The organism is Micromonospora sp. AB353, from assembly GCF_049538395.1.
Taxonomy (GTDB): Bacteria; Actinomycetota; Actinomycetes; order Mycobacteriales; family Micromonosporaceae; genus Micromonospora; species Micromonospora aurantiaca.
Window position 1 is genome coordinate 18,342 of record NZ_JBMVFV010000064.1, and the last position, 17,065, is coordinate 35,406.

Below are 17,065 nucleotides of genomic sequence, written 5' to 3' on the forward strand. Positions count from 1 at the left end.
TGACATGGTCTGATGGCCGTGGGGGAGGAAGTCGTCCGTGGCAGCACCGAAGAAGTACCCCGATGAGCTACGTCAGCGCGCTGTGCGTCTGTACCGGGAGTCGGATCCGAAGCCCGTGATCCGGCGCCTGGCCGAGCAGCTCGGCGTGCATCACGAGGCGCTCAGGAACTGGATCCGCCAAGCCGAGGCTGATACGGGTGAGCGTCACGACCGGCCGACCGGCGAGATGGCCGAGGAGAACCGCCGGCTGCGCAGGGAAGTCACTGAGCTGCGGCGGGCGAACGAGATCCTGAAGGCCGCGAGCGCGTATTTCGCGGCGGAGTTCGACCCGACCCGGCGATTTTCATGAGGCTCGTCCACGAACACCGTGACCAGTTCGCGGTCGCGCTCCTGCTACCGGTCCTGAACATCGGCGCCTCGACCTACTACACGTGGCTCAAGCAGGCCGAGCAGCCCTGCAAACAGGACGTCGTCGACCTGGGGTTGATCTCCAACATCCACGAGATCTGGGAGACAACCCGACGCACCCACGGCGCGGACCGGGTCCACCGGCAGCTACGCCGTGACGGCATCCGCGTGGGCCGCAAGCGCGTCGAGCAGCTGATGGCCGCCCACGGCTGGCAGGAGGCGTTCCTGCACCGGGGCTGGCGCGGCGGCTCCACGAAGCAAGATCCCCGACACACGCCGGCGCCGGATCTGGTCAACCGGCAGTTCACCCCCGACGGGCCGAACCGGCTCTGGGTCGCCGACGCCACCCGCATCCCCCGCGGCGAGGGCGTGTTCTGGTTGGCTGCGGTCCGCGACGTGTTCTCCCGCCGGATCGTCGGGTGGAAGACCTCCGACCGCTGTGACACCGGCCTGATCCTCGCCGCCCTCGAATACGGCATCTGGTCGCGCGACGTCCGCGACGGTCAACTGATCCACCACACGGACAGGGGATCGAACTACACGTCGTTTCGCTTCGCGGAACGCTTACAGGACAACGGAACCCTGCCGTCAATGGGCTCCGTCGGCGACTCCTACGACAACGCACATCGCCGCCTGCCGGCCGCACAGAATCTCGTCTACCGATGCCGGTGGCGCGACAGCGCTGGTGAGAAGGCCGTCACGCCATCGCAGGGAGCGCCGTCGCCGGAGGTACCAACACCGACTGACGCTTCTGCGTGATCTTAACGGATCCGATTGCCGTTTGCACCAGGGGTGGACAGTTGACTCCAACTGGATGCCACAGCAGTAAGAGGCCGGCCGACGTGCGACCCGTCAGAGGACGCCGCGCCGGCCGGGTCCGCCTCACCTGAGGTACCCCCTACCTCGCGGACATCTTCACGATAATGAGTTCCGCTTCGGATGTCATCCGCCGTTCGAGCCGACACAGAAGGCCCCCGTGGAGGCGTGGAACACCTCCGACTGTTGACGCACCTTGCGACTACGTGGTGTGCTCGCACGGTAACGGTAACGATGGTCGTTTCAGGTTCCTGAGGAGGATCATGTCTCTCACCGTTCCACCAACCCTGCTCGAAGCCGCCGAAGCGGGCCCCGTGGACGACGCCGACTTCGTCGCCTGCGTCCGCGACTCCCTGCCGTACGCCTGGAAGACCGTGTCCCGGGTGGTCGAGGAGTTGGGGTCCTCCACCGCCGACTTCACCGACAACGTCGTGCCCCCGCCCACCGAGACCGAGCGCGGTCAGCTGTTGCGGGCGCTGGCCAGCGATGCGATCCGCTCGGGCCTGGAGCGCCACTTCGGGGTGAAGCTGGCGTTCCAGAACTGCCACCGGGTGGCGGCGTTTCGATTGAGCGCCGTCGACTCCGACGCCTATCGCAGGTTCGTCTCGACCCGCGGGCAGTTGCTCAACCAGTCACCTGAGCTGCGCAACTGCTGACCACCACACTGCCGGAGGTCCCGGCGGGCAGGTCCAGGCTCACCTGCTCCTGCGCGCCGGGCATCCGGCCGGCGAAGGACAACGCCGGCGGAGCCGGTGGCCGGGATCGTCGAGCGCCACTTCATCCCTGCGGAACGGTCACCCGTCAGGGCTTGGCGACCGGCTCAGGGAAACCGTCCCGAGCTGGACGGCGGCAACCTGGCCCGCCGCCCGGCTCGACGGCGACGACCCGGTCCACCCGACCACGCTGCCGCACCATGAACCGATTCCCCAGACAGGTGCCGGACGGCCGGTAGGTGCGCGCCTTGCGTGTGGGCATTCCGGCGGCGAGCGCATCCGCCGCAGGACGGCGTTCAGGTGGCGCAGGCGCCACAGACTCCAAAAATCTCCATGGTGTGACCGACATCGGTAAAACCGTGCTGGCTGGCGACCTGGTCGGCCCACCGCTCCACGGCCGGTCCCGCGACCTCGACCGTGCGACCGCACTCGCGGCACACCAGGTGGTGATGGTGACGGCTCTGACTGCACCGCCGGTACAGCTGCTCTCCACCCGGCAGCTTGGTGGAGTCCAGTTCGCCGGTGTCCACCAACAGCTGCAGGGTCCGGTAGACGGTGGTCAGGCCCACGCGCGCGTGGCGATCCAGCAGCATCTGATGCAACTGCTGGGCGCTGTGGAAGCCGTCGACCTCGCGCAGCAGCGCCAGCACCTCGGCACGCTGGCGGGTGTTGCGGGTCATGCCGGTCGTCGCCTCGCTCACCGTTCGCCGTCTCCGTTCCGTTGAGTGGCCAGCCCGCTGCGACTGGTTGGCGGAGCGTGTTCTCGCGCCCATCGTGGGCCATCTGACATCCGCACCCATTATGCATTGCGCATATATCTAACGTCTTCGCTGACCCTAGCAGTGCGGTGCCCGCACGCACCGGGTGCCGGACGGGACCTGGGCTGGACGCCTGCCCTCCCGTCATTCAACGGTTCAAGCGCCTGTGTGACACCTAGACGCGGGTTGGTTACGGCCCGGTCACAACGTCTCGTGCGCTTAGTGACAATGACTTCCGATGAGCGGATGATCCCCTTCAGTCGCGCCCGTCACCGGGCGCTCGCTCTGGGAGGAATCCGCCCGTGAGACATCCATCCCCATGGCGTAGGCGGGGCCTCGCCGCCCTGCTCGCTGCCACCGTCGCCACCAGCGCGGTCGCACTGACCGGCACGAACCCGGCAGCGGCGGAGCCGGCGGCACCGCCGGCTCCGACGTCGGAGGCACCCAAGGAAGCGCCGGCCGAGGCGCTGGGCAGCCACGACGCCGGGCTGCTCGCCGACGCACAGGCACAGCGCAAGCCGGCGATCACGGTCATCGTCGCCACCGAAAAGGGCAAGACCGGCCAGGTCACCGCCGAGATCCGTAAGCTCGGCGGCACGGTCACCCACCGGGTCGACCAGGTCGGCTACCTGTTGGCCCAGGTCCCGACGGACAAAGTCGTCAAGACCGCCGAGCTGCCCGGCGTGTCGGCGGTGGACCTGAACGAGTCGATCAAGCTGCCGAACCCGCGGGTGGAGTCCCTGCCGGGCAAGCTGGTCAGCACGCGGACGGCACCCTCCGGCCCTGGCGCGTCCACCCCGGCGAACAACCCCTACATGCCGACCGGGGAGACCGGCGCGGTGGCGTTCAAGCAGGCGCATCCGACCTGGGACGGCCGGGGCGTGACGATCGGCATCATGGACTCCGGCGTCGACCTGGACAACCCGGCCCTGCAGACCACCTCCACCGGCGAGCGGAAGATCGTCGACTGGGTCACCGCTACCGACCCGCTGCTCGAGGGGGACCTGACCTGGCGGGCCATGCGCACGACGGTCAGCGGTCCCACCTTCACCGCCGCCGGCCGGCAATGGACCGCCCCGGCCGGCGACTGGCGCTTCAACGTCTTCAACGAGAGCATCACCGAGGGCAGCGAGCCCGGCGGCGACGTCAACCGCGACGGCGACACCACCGACAGCTTCGGCATCCTCTACGACCCGGCCAGCCACGACATCCTCGTCGATGCCGACCAGGATGGCGACTTCACCGACAACCCGGTGATGCGCCCCTATCGGGAGCGTTTCGACGTCGGACACTTCGGCGTCGACAACCCGGCCACCCCGGTACGCGACCAGATGCCGTTCGTCGTCGAGTACCGCGAAGACGTCGATCTGAGCCCCGCGGGTCTACCCGGCCAGACCGCCGACTTCGTCAACATCGGCCTCGTCGAGGACGCCCACGGCTCGCACGTCGCCGGCATCACCGCCGCCAACGACATGCTCGGCAACGCCAAGTTCGACGGCGCGGCGCCCGGCGCCAAACTGGTCTCCGCCCGGGCCTGCACCTGGGGTGGCGGCTGCACCGCCGCGGCCCTGACCACCGGCATGGTCGACCTGGTGGTCAACCGCAAGGTGGACGTGGTGAACATGTCCATCGGTGGCCTGCCGGCGCTCAACGACGCCAACAACGCCCGCGCCGAGCTCTACGACCGGCTGATCGACGACTACGGCGTGCAGATGTTCATCTCCGCCGGCAACTCCGGCCCCGGCGTCAACACCGTCGGTGACCCGTCGGTCGCCGACAACGTGGTCAGTGTCGCCTCCAGCATCAGCCGGGAGAGCTGGCTGGCGAACTACGGCTCGGTCACCCGCCGCCCGTACCAGTTGCACCCCTTCTCTTCCCGCGGGCCGCGTGAGGACGGCGGATTCAAGCCCACCATCACCGCCCCGGGATCCGCGATCTCCACCGTTCCGCTGTGGCAGGCCGGCTCCCCGGTCGCCGAGGCGGGCTACCCGTTGCCGCCCGGCTACGCCATGCTCCAGGGCACGTCGATGGCCTCGCCACAGGCAGCCGGAGGCGCGGCGCTGCTGCTGTCGGCGGCCAAGGCCACCGGGGCCGGCGTCACGCCGGCCGCGCTGCGCCGCGCCATCGTCAGCTCCGCGGACTGGATCAAGGGTGAGCCCTCGTACGGGCAGGGCAACGGGCTGCTCGATGTGCCGGGCGCCTGGAAGCTGTTGGCCAAGCCGACCATCCCGCGCAGCTACACCGCCGACGCGCCGGTGTGCACCCCGATCTCCGACTTCCTCGCGAACCCCGGCCGGGGCACGGGAATCTACAACCGCTGCGCCCCCGGGCAGGGCGGGCAGAAGGCCGGTCAGGCGCGCACCTACCAGGTGAAGATCACCCGCACCGACGGTGCGGCCGGCGTGCTTCGGCACACCCTGCGGTGGCTCGGCAACGACGGGACGTTCCGGGCGCCGAAATCGGTGGACCTGCCGCTGAACAGGACGGTGACCATTCCGGTGACGGCGACCCCGAAGCCCGGGGCACACGGCGCGATCTTGCGCATCGACGATCCGAAGACCAAGGTGGTCGACTTCGAGGTGCTCAACACGGTCGTCGCCGCCACGCGGCCCACCAAGCCGACGTACGCGTTCTCCGGATCGGGCAGCGTGGACCGCAACTCGACGACCAGCTTCTTCGTCTCGGTTCCCGAGGGGGCGGCGGCACTGCAGGTGAACCTGTCCGGTATCGCCGCCGGTTCCCAGACCCGGTTCGTCGCCATCAACCCGTGGGGGGTGCCGGTGGAGAGCACCGCCAGCACCGCCTGCTACACCAACTATTCCGACGCGGCGGTGTGCAAGCCGCAGGAGCGGGACTACGCCAACCCGATGCCCGGCATCTGGGAGATCGAGGTGGAGGCACGGCGTACCTCGCCGTCGCTGAACAACCCGTTCCAGCTCACCGCGCGCGTGCAGGGCGTCAAGGTGGAGCCGGCCGTGGTGACGCTACCCAGCGTGACCGCCGGAGAGTCCACTCCGGTCACCTGGACGGTCACCAACCTGTTCGGCCCGGTGGTGATCACCGGTCAGGGCGGTCCGTTGGGCAGCTCGGCCTCCTCCCGGGACAGCATCGCCGACGGTGAGCGCAAAACCTACACCGTCGAGGTGCCCGAGGGCGCCACCCGGCTCGACGTCACCATCGGCAACACCAGCGACCTGGCCGCCGACCTGGACCTGACCGTCCTGCGTGACGGGGTCGAGGTCGGCCAGTCCGCCGACGGCGACTCCGAGGAGTCGGTGTCCATCCCGAACCCCGAGCCCGGCACGTACACGGTGCAGGTCGACGGGTACGCCGTGCCGGCCGGCACCACGCAGTTCGACTACCGGGACGTGTTCTACTCCCCCGCCCTGGGCCAGGTCACCGCACCCGGCACCACGGTGTCCCTGCCCAACGGCGCCAGCGCCACCATCACCGGCGCCGTGACCGTCGACGCGGCCCCGGCCGAGGGTCGGCAGTTGTTCGGCGAGCTGAACCTGGTCACCGACGAAGGCGCGGTCGTCGGCCGCGGCGCGGTGTCAGTCGGCACCGTGAACTGACCGGCACGCGCGATGCCCGTCCTCGTCGCCGCCGGGGGCGGGCATCGCCACGCCATAGGCACAATGTGATCAGCCGATCACTGTAAGATACGGCCGTCGAAGCTGGAAGGTGATCCGTCTGAGCACCACCGATCCCGCCGCGCCCGCGCGGCCCGAACCGCAGGCTCCCACCGTGCCGGCCGCCGAACCGGCGACGTCCGACCGCGAGCGGTGGGTCGGCTCGACCGAGGTGCTGTGCTTCCTGCTCATCCTCGTCGGCGTGCTGCACCGGCAGATCGCGGCGCTGGTCACCGATCCGCGGCTGCAGACCTGGCTGACCGTGTTCGTGTCGGTGATGGTGCAGGCGGTGCCGTTCCTCGTCTTCGGCGTGGTGCTCTCCGCCGTCATCGCGGTGTTCGTGCCCCGCTCGTTCTGGGCGCGGGCCCTGCCCCGCCATCCCGCGCTCGCGGTTCCGGTGGCGGGCATGGCCGGAGTGGTCCTGCCCGGCTGCGAGTGCGGGTCGGTGCCGATCGCGGGGTCGCTGATCCGTCGTGGTGTCACCCCCGCCGCCGCGCTGGCGTTCCTGCTCGCCGCGCCGGCGATCAATCCGATCGTGCTCACCGCCACCGCCGTCGCGTTTCCCCGCAACCCGGAGATGGTCGCCGCCCGCGGCGGCGCCAGCCTCCTGGTCGCCCTGCTGATGGGCTGGCTGTGGCTGCGGCTGGGCCGCGCCGATCTGATCCGCCTGCCGCATCGCGCCCACCTCGACGGGCTACCCCGGATGGCCGCGTTCTGGACGGCCTGCCGGCACGACGTCGTCCACGCGGGCGGATTCCTGGTCGTCGGCGCCATGGCGGCGGCGACGATCAACGTGGTCGTACCGCAGCAGTTCCTGCACGATCTCGCGGCTCGGCCGGTGCTGTCGGTCCTCGCCCTCGCCGCCCTCGCGGTGCTGCTGTCCATCTGCTCCGAGGCCGACGCGTTCGTCGCCGCCTCGCTGTCCCAGTTCTCCCTGACCGCCCGGCTGGCCTTCCTCGTGGTCGGTCCGATGGTCGACCTCAAGCTGATATCCATGCAGGCCGGCGTCTTCGGCAGGCGGTTCGCCGTCCGGTTCGCCCCGGCCACGTTCGCCCTCGCCGTGCTCGTCGCGGCCGGACTCGGGACGGTGATCTGGTGAGTCGCGGAACGCAGGCGGTGGTGCTGGTCTTCCTCGGCGGCGCGATCCTGCGCGCCAGCCTCACTGACCTCTACCTGCGCTACGTCAAGCAGGGACTGCGCCCGTTCCTCATCGCCGCCGGTCTGCTGCTGGTCATCACCGCGCTGGTGGCGCTCGTCCAGGAGGTGCGTCATCTGAACCGGCCCGAGGGTCAGCCGGACGACGACGGCCACGGACACGGCCGGTCCGGTCCCGCCGTCGGTTGGCTGCTGCTGCTTCCGGCGCTCGCGCTGGTCTTCGTCGTGCCGCCGGCGCTCGGCGCCGACACCGTGGCCCGCGCCGGTTCCGCCCTGACCGACGACCGGGACATCGCCTTCCCGCCCCTGCCGCCCGGCGACCCGGCCGAGTTGTCCCTTATCGAGTACGGCTACCGAGCCGTCTACGACCACGGCCGCACGCTGCAGGGCCGGCGCGTCCAGTTGACCGGCTTCCTCGCACCCGGTCCGGACGGTGAGCCGATGCTCGCCCGCATCATGCTGTCCTGCTGCGCCGCCGACGGCATCCCCGTCAAGGTCGGCCTGCGCGGCGACGTGCCCGTAGGACCGGCGAACACCTGGATACGCGCCACCGGCCGGTGGATCCCGCACACCGCCAAGGATCCCGTCAACGATGCCGACCTGCCCTACTTCCAGGTGGAGACCTGGGAGAAGATCCCGGCGCCCGTCGAGCCGTACGAGTAGCGGCGACTGTTGCACGAGTGCTGATATCAATATCTCACAGCTAGACGACGCTATTGCACATGACTACCGTTGCGCTCAATTCGAGGAGCGCAAGGACGGTCGAGCATGCGCAGAGTTCCGCACCATCCCGTTCCGGCGGTGTGGTGACCCCCGGGTCCGGCAGCGTCGAAGAGGTCAGCGACCTCCTGCGCACCATCGCCCACCCGACACGCCTTCGGATCCTCAGCCAGATCACGGAAGGCGATGCCTGCGTCACGGAGCTGAGCGCCACGCTGGAGGTTCCCATGCCCCACGTTTCGCACCAGTTACGGCTGCTCCGCAACGCTCACCTGGTGCACCGATACCGCCGCGGCGGCCGCATGTACTACGGACTCACCGGCATACCGGCCGTCGCCCTCGTGCTGGAGGTCCTGAAGTTCTGCCCCTGACGGTGACGAAGAGGCTGCACGCGATGGCGGCCGGCGCGGAGCCAGGTGGGTAGACCCGCACCGGCCGCAATCACTGTTCGGGCGCCCCTACCTCAGGGAACCGCCGAACCGGTGACGGACTTCAGGCGCGTCGATCAGGGCAGCACCTCGAACGTGAACGTCTTCGGTCCCGAGGTGACGGTGCTGCCGGTGGCGGCGAGCTTACCGGTCACCTCGAAGGTGACGGCATACGTGCCGGCGGCGTCGAAGCCCCAGTTGGCGTGAGTGTGGGTGTTGCGGTTGACGTTCAGGCTGTCCGGCAGGCCGTTGCCGCTGTCGAACAGCACGCTCGGGGTGCCACCGGAAACGGTGTAGAGGCTGAAGCCCGCCGGCCCGGACACGCTGGTCAGCTTGAAGGCGACCCGGTTGTTCTGGAAGACACCGGCGGACACCTCGGTGGTGTTCCAGCCGGCCCAGAGCAGCCCGGCGGTGTTGGACTGCGGCAGGACCCAGGCCTGGCCACCGGTGCCGAGGAAGGCCCAGGACGATCCGCCGGGCACGCTGACCTTGGCCGTGTTCGGCACGCGGAAGAGCACGTCGGCGGGGTCGCGCTCGACGCCGGTGGGGCCGGTGCCGTCCAGGACGTTGACGGTGAGCGCGCCGGCGGCGTAGTCGACGTCGATGATGTCCACGTGGCCGCTGGTGAGCACGAGCGGCGCCGCGGCGACGGGCGTGGTGGTGCCGGCGAGCAGTGCGGCGGTCAGGACCAGACCGGCGAGAAAACGGTTGCGGATACGCATCGCGCTCAGGCCTTCACGACGAAACGCAGCGTGGTGGGGGCGGAGGTGACCTGCTGGCCGGTGGCGGCCAGGGTGCCGGTGGCACGGAAGGTCACGCAGTAGGTGCCGGCCTTGTCGAACGCCCAGTTGGCGTGCGTGTGGTCGCCTGCATCCACGGTCAGGGCGTCGGGGAGCCCATCGCCGCTGTCGGCGAGGACGTTCGGCTGACCCACGGCGTTCTCGGTGTAGATGGCGAGCTGACCCGGGCCGGCGACCGACTGGAGGGAGAGCGTCAGCGAATCGCCGGTGAAGACGCCGGCCTCGATCTCCTCGGCGGCGATGCCCGGCCAGATCAGATTCTCGTTCTGGATCTCCGGCAGGATCCAGACCTTGGACACGCCCGGCGTGCCGAGGAACGTGAAGGCGGGGTCGGCGGGGACGGTGGCCTTGGCCTGGCGCTTGACAACCAACTTGACCTCGTCGGCGCCGTACTCGACGTCGTTGTCCTCGTCGTGGACGCCGATCTCCAGCGAGCCGTCCTCGTAGGCCACGTCGACGAGGTCGAGGTGGCCGGCGTTGAACGTCACGACCGAGGCGGTGGCGGCCTGCGCGGGCAGTGCCGTCGCGACCAGCGCTACGCCCAGGACACCCGACGCCAGCAGGTGACGCACGGTGCTACGCACGTAAAGACTCCTCTCATGACAGTCCTCGGTGGACGGTCAATTATTGGAAATGATAGTCGTTTCGCTTTGGTGGGGGAAGGTGTCACGTCCGACTGATCGGCGGCCCCTGGTCACCAGGCCATGTCGGGGGGCGAACAGCCATGCGGTGAGGAAGACGGCGGTGGCGACCAGGACGATGGTGCCGCCAACCGGGGTGTCGTAGCTCCAGGACAGGTACAGCCCGACCAGCGCCGAGGCGCCGCCGATCAGCGGAGCGAGCAGCATCATCACGGCAAGCCGGTCGGTGAGCAGGCGGGCGGCCGCGGCGGGGGTGATCAGCAGCGCCAGGACGAGGATGTTGCCGATGGTCTGCAGGGAGATCACCACGGCCAGCGTCACCAGGACGTAGAGCGCGATGTCGAGCCAGAAGACCGGAAGCCCCATGGAGCGCGACACCTCCCGGTCCAGGCAGACCGCGACGAACTCCTTGTGCAGCGCCAGCACCAGGCCGAGGATGACCAGACCTGTCCCCCCGACGACATACAGGTCCCGGTCCGGGATGCCGGTGATCGAGCCGAACAGGAACTGCTGCAACGATCCGGCGTAGCCGGGCGCCCGCGAGATGATCACGATGCCGAGAGCGAACGCGGCGACCAGGAAGACACCGATCAACGAGTCCTCCTTGACGCGCCGGTTCTGCGAGAAGATCGCGATCAGCAGCGCGGTGGCGACGCCGGCGACGGCGCCACCGAGCACCAGGCTGCCCTGCAGCACGAAGGCGACCGCGATGCCGGGAAAGACCGCGTGGGCCACGGCGTCGCCGATGAAGGCCATCCCGCGCAGCACCACATAGCAGCCGACGACGCCGCAGACGATGCTGGACATCACCGCGATCGCCAGTGCCTTGGGCAGGAACGCGAGGTCGGGATTGAGCAGGTCGGTGAGGAAATCGGTGATCGACATCAGGCCGCCCGCACGAGCTTCAGCAGTGGAGAGGTCGCGCTCACGCCGAAGGTCTCCGTCCACAGCGCGGGGTCTTGGAGATCCGCAGGTCGACCGTCGGCGACGACCCGCCCGTTGAGCAGGACCAGCCGGGTGCAGGAGTCCACCGCGGCGACCAGATCGTGGGTGGTCATCAGCACCGCGTGATCCTCCCGGGCCAGGCTGGTGAACAACTCGCCCAACAGTTCCTGGGTGGGCATGTCGAGTCCGGTGAACGGCTCGTCGAGCAGCAGGATGCTCGGCGCGAGCGCGAGCGCCCGCGCGACCAGGACGCGTTGGCGTTGCCCACCGGACAGTTCACCGGCGGGCCGGCGGCGCAGGTCGGTGAGCTGCACCCGGTCGAGCGCGTCGCCGACCGCACGCCAGTCGGCCACGCCGGGACGGCGGAGCGGACCGATCCGTCCGGTGCGCCCGCTCATCACGGCCTGTTCCACCGAGATCGGGAAGTCCCAGTTGAACTCGTGACGCTGGGGGACGTACCCGATCCCCGACCGTCCGGGGCGGGTCGGTTCACCCTCCACCAGCACCCGGCCGCCGCGGGTGCGGATCAGGGCCAGGACGGCACGCAGCAGGGTGGTCTTGCCGGCGCCGTTGGGCCCGAGCAACCCCACCAGCTCACCGCGATCCAGGTGCAGCGTCACGTCCCGCAGGACCGGCCGGCCGCCGAGATCCACGTCCAGCCCTTCGATCTCCAGTGCTCTCACCGCCGGCCCTCCGGTGAGGCGACGGCGCGTTCCCGCTCGGCCCGCCGTCGCGCGTCACGTCCGCGCAGCAACAGGACGACCAGGCCGGCAGCGAGCGCGATCGCTGTCCCGGCCAGCGCCGCGATCAGCGGCGTCGGCGAGCCGCCGGCACCGTCGCCGGCTCCGGCAGGGTCCACGGCGGGTGGCTCCTGACCTGCGGTTACGGGCGTGTCCGCCTTGGCGGCGAAGGCGTCGTCGGCGCTGGTGGCATCGCCCACCGCGAAACGCAGCGTGCCGGTCGCCGACACCTTCTTCCCGTCGACCAGATCGGCCGACACCTGCACCGCCAGCAGATAGACACCCGGGGCGGAGAAGACCCAGTTGGCGTGGGTGTGGGTATTGACCTCCACCCAGAAGGGTTGGGCCTTCGACTCGGCGGATCGCCAGAGCGGCTGCGGCGCCGCGAAGTTGCCCGACTGGAGGTACGTCGTAAGGGTTCCCGGACCGCGCACCCCGAGCAGGGTCAGGGTGACGCCGCGGTCGATGGTCCGCAACACCCGCGGGTCCTGGGTGTTCCACCCCAGCCAGACGACGTTCCGGTCCTGGACCTGCGGCACCACGTACGCCCGCGCGCCGGCCTCGATGCCGAGAAAGGTGTACGCCGGGTCGTCCGGAACGGTCTGCAGCGCGGCGTCGGACACCCGCAACAGGGTCTCGTCGGGGTTCCGCCACACCGGTCGCGCCTGAGTTCCGTCGTGGATGAGCAGCGTCCACCGGTTGTCGACGTAGCGGGGGCCGACGTCGACGTGCCCGGTGGTAAGCGTGGTCCTCCCGGTGGCGAAGGGCTGGTCGGCCGCGATCGACTGGCTGAGGTTCGGCGTCGGCTCGGCCGCCCGCGCCGGGGTCGGTGCCGTCGCCAGCACGAGCAGCGCCGCGAGGGCGCCGCGCAGGATGACTGTGGTCGTGCGGGTGCGGCGACGCGCCCGTCCTGCCGTCACTGGTTCCTCCATCACTTCTCCGTGGTCAGGCAGTCGCGCAGCGATTCGGCGTTGAACCGCATCATCTCCGCGTAGGTGGTGACGTCGCGGTCGAACGCGTCGCCGTAGATCGGGCACACCCGCAGGTCCTCTTCCCGGGCCACCTCGGTCAGCGTGGCGGACCGGGCCGCCAGGTTCGGCTCCAGAAAGACGGCGGGTATGCGCAGGTTGCGGATCGTCTCGGTGAGCTTGCGGCGGTCGGCGAGGCTCGGCTCGGTGGCCGGGTTGGGGGTGACGAAGCCGGAGATCCGCACCCCGTACGCCTGACCCAGGTAGGCGAATGCGTCGTGCGTGGTGACGAGGTGGCGCCGGGACGGCGGGATCTGCGCGATGGTGTGCCGCACGTACGTGTCGAGCGCCTCCAGTTGCCGGATGTAGGCCGAGGCGTTCGCCCGATAGGTCGCCGCCCCCTCGGGGTCGACGCTGATCAGCGTGTCCCGGATGAGCTGGGTGTAGGCCATCGCGTTGCGGACGTTCTGCCACAGGTGCGGGTCGATCTCACCGTGAACGTGCTTGCCGAGGACCGCCTGTGGCAGCTGGTGGACCTGGGTTCCGGGCCGGCCGAGGAACCGGAACCGCCGGTCCCCGGGAACCTCCAGCAGCGCCTTGTTCGGTACCTCGATCACGGTGCGCGCCGGGTCGTACACCCGTTGCGTCGCCTCGCCGCCGCCCTCCGGGTCGGCGAGCAGGTAGAGCCGGCGCTGGTCGAGATCGACTGTGACGTCGGCGTGGCCGCCGCTGAGCACCTCCGACATGCCCGGCACCGAGTGCGGGTCGACTCCGACGGCGAAGGTGAACGTCTGCTCGCCCATGGGGACCGGCGCCGTCTGCGGGTCGACGGCCAGCCGCGCCCGCATCGTCAGCCGGTAGATGCCCGGCTCGGTGAACGCCCAGCTCATGTGGGTATGCGCGTCGGGCGGCAGTGTCGCGGTGTCGTCCCGGTAGCCGTTGGCGGGGTCGAACCCGTCGCTCGAGTCGACGGAGAACGACGGGTTGCCGAACGACTCGGTGAGGTACGCGAACATCCGCCCCGGCCCGTCCACGGCGGTCGCGCTGACCAGCACCTCCGAGGACCGGTCCGCTCCCTGCTCCGCACCGGTGCCGCGCGCCCGCATGCCCAGCCAGATGGTGTCCAGCGAGACGTCCTCGACCAGCGGGATGATCTCCGCCGCGTACTTCACCGCTCCCTCGGCCAGCGAGATGTTCGGCACGCCGTCGCGCAGGTTCGCGTCCAGCGCCTTGATGACGGCCTGTTCCTCCAGAAGCAGGTAGTTGCTGAACGCCACGTCGGCGTACACGACGTCGCGGATGTCCCGCAGCGACGGCTCGTAGCTGTGCGGGTCGGCGCCGTCGGGTACGAGCGAGGTGACCGTGACCCGGTCGCCGCCGACGTTACGCGCCAGGTCCCGCAGGATCCCGGTGGTCGTCAACACCTGGATCCGGTGGTCGTGCGCGCTGAGCGCCACGTCCGACCGGCAGCCTCCGGCGAGCATCGCGGCCAGTAGCGGCAGCACGGCAAACCACCGCGTGCCGCCGCAGTGGCTTGCCCTGCTCGGCACCGCCGTCACCGGGTCCGGAGCGCGGCGCGCCGACGGGCCAGCAGCATCAGCAGGGCGCCGATCGCTACCAGGAGGACGCCGACCGCCACCGCCGGCAACACCCAGCCCGCGCCGGTGCGCGGAAGCGGACCGCCGTCGCCCGGGTCCGCGCCTCCGTCGCCGTTCCCACCGCCTCCGGATCCGGTTCCGGCGCCGGAGGCGAACCCGGTGTTCGGGTCGGTGCTGTCGCCGACGGCGATCGTGAGCGTCTTCGTGGCGCTGACCGCCCTGCCCGCCGTGGTGGTGCCGCTCATCTGTACCGCCAGGCGGTACAGACCGGGCTTGCCGAACGCCCAGTTGCCGTGCGTGTGGGTGTTGAGCGGGATGTCCAGCTTCTGCGGGAACGGCTTGGTGGAGTCGAACAGCACGTTCTCGCTGCCGAACGAGCCGGTCAGGAAGAGAGCGAACCGGCCGGGGCCGTCGACTCCCTTCAGCGTCCAGGTGACGTTGCCCTTGACCCCCGACACGACGGATTCGTGCTGGGTGTTCCACCCCGGCCAGACGAGACCCGCCTGCTGGGTCTGCGGGAGCAGCCACACCGTGTCGCCCTGCTTGCCGAGGAAGTCGGCGCCGGCGGGCACCGTGATCCTCGCCTTGTCCTTGGCGTGCAGGACCACGTCGGCAGTCTCCCGCCAGACCGGAGGACTGCTGCGGTCGTCCTTGATCCGGATGGTCCAGGAGTCCCCGTTGAGCTGCGGGCCCATGTCGACGTGCCCGTCACTGATCACCTGACGGCCCGTGGCGGGGGCGGACGCCGCCCGCGGCGCGGCGGCGGGCTTCGGCGCAGCGGCGGCGGGCTTCGGCACAGCGGCCGCCGCCTTCGGCGCGGCGAGGGCCCCCGCGGCCGGCTCCAGCGGCGCGGGCGCCGACTGACCGGCCGGGGCGATCGTCGGCACCTTCACCCGGTACGTCGCCTCGGCCCGTGCCGTTCCACCCGAGCGCAGGACGGCCGAGACGGTCAGCGTGAGCCGGTAGTCACCGGTGGCGTCGAAGGCCCAGACCACGCCGCCGGTACGCGTGCCGGCGGGCAGCCGCGTCGAGTCCGGTACGCCCGGACCGTTGCCGAACAGCGGGGTCGCCGCGCCCAGGCCGGACAGGGTGTAGGCGGTGAACGTTCCCGGCCCGTCGACCGAGCGCAGCGCGAGGGTCACCCGGTCGTCGGCGACGGCACCGGGGCGTACCCCGGTGGTGTCCAGGGCGGGAAAGCCGGTGTCACCGGCGGACAGTGCCCACACCGGGTGGCCCGCCCGTCCGAGGAAGGCGAAGGCCGGTCCGTCCGGCACTCGGCCGGCCAGCCCGCCGTCCGGGCCGAGCACCACCTCGGCCGGGTCGTGCCCGGCCGCCCGCGCGTCACGGCGGAAGCGCAGCGACATCGCGTCACCGTCGAGACCGACGGAAACCAGGTCGGCGCCGGCCGAGGTGACGGCGGCCGGTTCGGCAGAGGCCGGCGTTGCCGCGGGAGCCAGCGCCAGCACGACGGCGGCCAGGCTCGCGGCACCGGCACGCATGCTTCTCATCCTCATCTGTCGCTCCCCCAGGCCTAGCCGATTCACGTGTCGTCCTTCCCCGTGCGGTCGATGGCAGGTTGCCGGTTGTCGTGGCCCGGACGGTCGGCGTCCGGGGCCCTGCTGGCCTCCGCGCGGCCCTCCTCCCGGGCGGCGGCCACCGCCCGGGCGTGCTGGGCCGCCCGGCGGCGACGGGTCGCGATCAGCGCCCACCCGGTGAGGGCGAGCAGGGCGAGCAGGGCCAGCTGCGGCCAGGGCACGGCCCAGACGGCGGCCCGGGCCGTGCTGGCCCGCGGTGGTGGATCGAGGACCTGGTCGCCGACGGCGACCGGTGTGACGGTCACGTTCGCGGTGAGCCGGAACAGCGGCGGGACACCCGGCATGCGTACGGTGGTGGTCAGCTCGCCGCCGGGCAGGATCTCCGGCAGGGCCGCACCGGTCACGGACCGCCGGGCCTGGCCGAACGGCCCGGCCACGCCGAGCACGGGCTGTCCGGCGAGCCGTACGTTGCCGGTGTTGCGGACGGTGAACGTGGCGGTGACCGTGCCACCGGTCAGCGGATCGACCGACCCGGTGTGCCGCACCCGGAGATCCTGGATGGTGAGCGTCGGCTGCAGCTCACCGGTCACCCGCAGGTAGATGCGCGCGCCGACCCGGTGGTCGACGGCGACCCGGTTGCCCCGCGGGTCGCTCCCCGCGTCGGTCAGCGAGGCGACGATCCCTCCGGCGTGGTCTCCCGGGGTGGCGTTGGGCGGCACGGTGAGCGTGAACGGCACGTCCAGGCGGGACGCCGCGGGGATGGTCACCGTGCGGCGCGGGAGGCGGACCCAGGAGCCCACATCGGTGGGCTTCTGACCGGCGGCCAGCAGGTCGAACCCGCCGCTGGTGGTGGTGACCGCGTCGCTGGCGTAGAGGTTCAGGGTGAGCGGGCGGCTGGAGTGGTTCGTGACGCCGACGTAGTCGGTCAGGATGGCGCCCGGGTCGAGCTTGTAGCTGAACGCCGGCCGGCCGTTCGGTCCACGCGGGGTCGACGGAGCCACGCCCCAGGTCGCGGCGGCGGGCGACAGTGCCGGCGACGGCGACGTCCGTTGCGTTGCCGGCGGGCTGGAGGGGGCGGGTGCGGCCAGCGCGGAGGCAGGTGGTGCGGGGACCACACCGAGCAGGCCGATCCCGACGGCGATGGTGGCGAGCAGGCGCATTGCGGGGACGGGTCCATTCCTGGAGGTGCGAGGGGAGGTGCGGGGTGG

Annotated in this window: 16 protein-coding genes; 7 read left to right on the forward strand and 9 right to left on the reverse strand. The window is 70.7% G+C overall.

What is annotated here, in order from left to right:
• Positions 1 to 37 precede the first annotated feature (37 nt).
• The 3 genes from ACPCK6_RS22515 to ACPCK6_RS22525 all read left to right on the forward strand — a co-directional run bounded on the left by ACPCK6_RS22515 (position 38) and on the right by ACPCK6_RS22525 (position 1,880).
• Entirely contained in the window at positions 38 to 349 is a 312-nt protein-coding gene (locus tag ACPCK6_RS22515) for a transposase (RefSeq protein WP_423482132.1), read from the forward strand.
• Positions 346 to 1,167, forward strand: a complete 822-nt coding sequence (locus ACPCK6_RS22520; protein ID WP_423482133.1) for an IS3 family transposase — start codon at positions 346 to 348, stop codon at positions 1,165 to 1,167. Before ACPCK6_RS22515 ends, ACPCK6_RS22520 begins: the two co-directional genes overlap by 4 nt.
• A gap of 320 nt (positions 1,168 to 1,487) precedes the next feature.
• The gene (locus ACPCK6_RS22525) at positions 1,488 to 1,880 is read left to right on the forward strand and encodes an SCO5389 family protein (protein WP_423482134.1); all 393 of its coding nucleotides are present in this window, start codon (positions 1,488 to 1,490) and stop codon (positions 1,878 to 1,880) included.
• A 353-nt stretch (positions 1,881 to 2,233) separates the two neighbouring features.
• Here the strand turns inward: ACPCK6_RS22525 and ACPCK6_RS22530 are convergent, their stop codons facing one another.
• Positions 2,234 to 2,617: a Fur family transcriptional regulator gene (locus tag ACPCK6_RS22530; protein ID WP_423482143.1), complete on the reverse strand. Its 384-nt coding sequence runs from the start codon at positions 2,615 to 2,617 to the stop codon at positions 2,234 to 2,236.
• 380 nt (positions 2,618 to 2,997) lie between these two features.
• On the opposite strand from ACPCK6_RS22530, the gene ACPCK6_RS22535 reads away from it, so the two are divergent.
• From ACPCK6_RS22535 to ACPCK6_RS22550, 4 genes are all read left to right on the forward strand, one after another.
• Positions 2,998 to 6,270 (forward strand): S8 family serine peptidase, encoded by a 3,273-nt coding sequence (locus ACPCK6_RS22535; RefSeq protein ID WP_423482135.1) that lies wholly within the window; start codon positions 2,998 to 3,000, stop codon positions 6,268 to 6,270.
• A gap of 172 nt (positions 6,271 to 6,442) precedes the next feature.
• A complete protein-coding gene (locus tag ACPCK6_RS22540; protein ID WP_423482144.1) occupies positions 6,443 to 7,426 on the forward strand; it encodes a permease in 984 nt (327 codons plus the stop codon).
• A complete protein-coding gene (locus ACPCK6_RS22545; protein ID WP_423482136.1) occupies positions 7,423 to 8,145 on the forward strand; it encodes a TIGR03943 family putative permease subunit in 723 nt (240 codons plus the stop codon). Before ACPCK6_RS22540 ends, ACPCK6_RS22545 begins: the two co-directional genes overlap by 4 nt.
• Positions 8,146 to 8,204: 59 nt before the next feature.
• Complete coding sequence (locus ACPCK6_RS22550) at positions 8,205 to 8,573, forward strand: ArsR/SmtB family transcription factor (RefSeq protein ID WP_423482137.1); 369 nt, start codon at positions 8,205 to 8,207, stop codon at positions 8,571 to 8,573.
• Positions 8,574 to 8,707: 134 nt separating this feature from the next.
• Here ACPCK6_RS22550 and ACPCK6_RS22555 read toward each other — a convergent pair whose 3' ends face one another.
• The 8 genes from ACPCK6_RS22555 to ACPCK6_RS22590 form a co-directional block, all read right to left on the reverse strand.
• Positions 8,708 to 9,361 (reverse strand): choice-of-anchor M domain-containing protein, encoded by a 654-nt coding sequence (locus tag ACPCK6_RS22555; RefSeq protein WP_423482145.1) that lies wholly within the window; start codon positions 9,359 to 9,361, stop codon positions 8,708 to 8,710.
• Positions 9,358 to 10,014: a choice-of-anchor M domain-containing protein gene (locus ACPCK6_RS22560; protein WP_423482138.1), complete on the reverse strand. Its 657-nt coding sequence runs from the start codon at positions 10,012 to 10,014 to the stop codon at positions 9,358 to 9,360. Before ACPCK6_RS22560 ends, ACPCK6_RS22555 begins: the two co-directional genes overlap by 4 nt.
• 36 nt (positions 10,015 to 10,050) lie before the next feature.
• Entirely contained in the window at positions 10,051 to 10,956 is a 906-nt protein-coding gene (locus tag ACPCK6_RS22565; protein ID WP_423482139.1) for an anchored repeat-type ABC transporter permease subunit, read from the reverse strand.
• Positions 10,956 to 11,669: an anchored repeat-type ABC transporter ATP-binding subunit gene (locus ACPCK6_RS22570; RefSeq protein ID WP_423482146.1), complete on the reverse strand. Its 714-nt coding sequence runs from the start codon at positions 11,667 to 11,669 to the stop codon at positions 10,956 to 10,958. The genes ACPCK6_RS22565 and ACPCK6_RS22570 overlap by 1 nt, the downstream gene beginning before the upstream one ends.
• Before the next feature lie 26 nt (positions 11,670 to 11,695).
• Complete coding sequence (locus tag ACPCK6_RS22575; RefSeq protein WP_514132361.1) at positions 11,696 to 12,676, reverse strand: choice-of-anchor M domain-containing protein; 981 nt, start codon at positions 12,674 to 12,676, stop codon at positions 11,696 to 11,698.
• Between the two features lie 11 nt (positions 12,677 to 12,687).
• Positions 12,688 to 14,208, reverse strand: coding sequence for an anchored repeat ABC transporter, substrate-binding protein (locus tag ACPCK6_RS22580; RefSeq protein WP_423482147.1), 1,521 nt, complete (start codon positions 14,206 to 14,208; stop codon positions 12,688 to 12,690).
• 71 nt (positions 14,209 to 14,279) lie between these two features.
• Positions 14,280 to 15,821 (reverse strand): TIGR03773 family transporter-associated surface protein, encoded by a 1,542-nt coding sequence (locus ACPCK6_RS22585; RefSeq protein ID WP_423482141.1) that lies wholly within the window; start codon positions 15,819 to 15,821, stop codon positions 14,280 to 14,282.
• Between the two features lie 41 nt (positions 15,822 to 15,862).
• Positions 15,863 to 17,017 (reverse strand): WxL protein peptidoglycan domain-containing protein, encoded by a 1,155-nt coding sequence (locus ACPCK6_RS22590; protein ID WP_423482142.1) that lies wholly within the window; start codon positions 17,015 to 17,017, stop codon positions 15,863 to 15,865.
• Positions 17,018 to 17,065: the final 48 nt, after the last annotated feature.

Coding starts and splice junctions, on each gene's coding strand:
- ACPCK6_RS22580 (WP_423482147.1), bottom strand. CDS start 14,208: ATGCTCGCCGGAGGCTGCCGGTCGGACGTGGCGCTCAGCGCGCACGAC.
- ACPCK6_RS22585 (WP_423482141.1), bottom strand. CDS start 15,821: ATGCGTGCCGGTGCCGCGAGCCTGGCCGCCGTCGTGCTGGCGCTGGCT.
- ACPCK6_RS22530 (WP_423482143.1), bottom strand. CDS start 2,617: ATGACCCGCAACACCCGCCAGCGTGCCGAGGTGCTGGCGCTGCTGCGC.
- ACPCK6_RS22565 (WP_423482139.1), bottom strand. CDS start 10,956: ATGTCGATCACCGATTTCCTCACCGACCTGCTCAATCCCGACCTCGCG.
- ACPCK6_RS22550 (WP_423482137.1), top strand. CDS start 8,205: ATGACTACCGTTGCGCTCAATTCGAGGAGCGCAAGGACGGTCGAGCAT.
- ACPCK6_RS22525 (WP_423482134.1), top strand. CDS start 1,488: ATGTCTCTCACCGTTCCACCAACCCTGCTCGAAGCCGCCGAAGCGGGC.
- ACPCK6_RS22520 (WP_423482133.1), top strand. CDS start 346: ATGAGGCTCGTCCACGAACACCGTGACCAGTTCGCGGTCGCGCTCCTG.
- ACPCK6_RS22590 (WP_423482142.1), bottom strand. CDS start 17,017: ATGCGCCTGCTCGCCACCATCGCCGTCGGGATCGGCCTGCTCGGTGTG.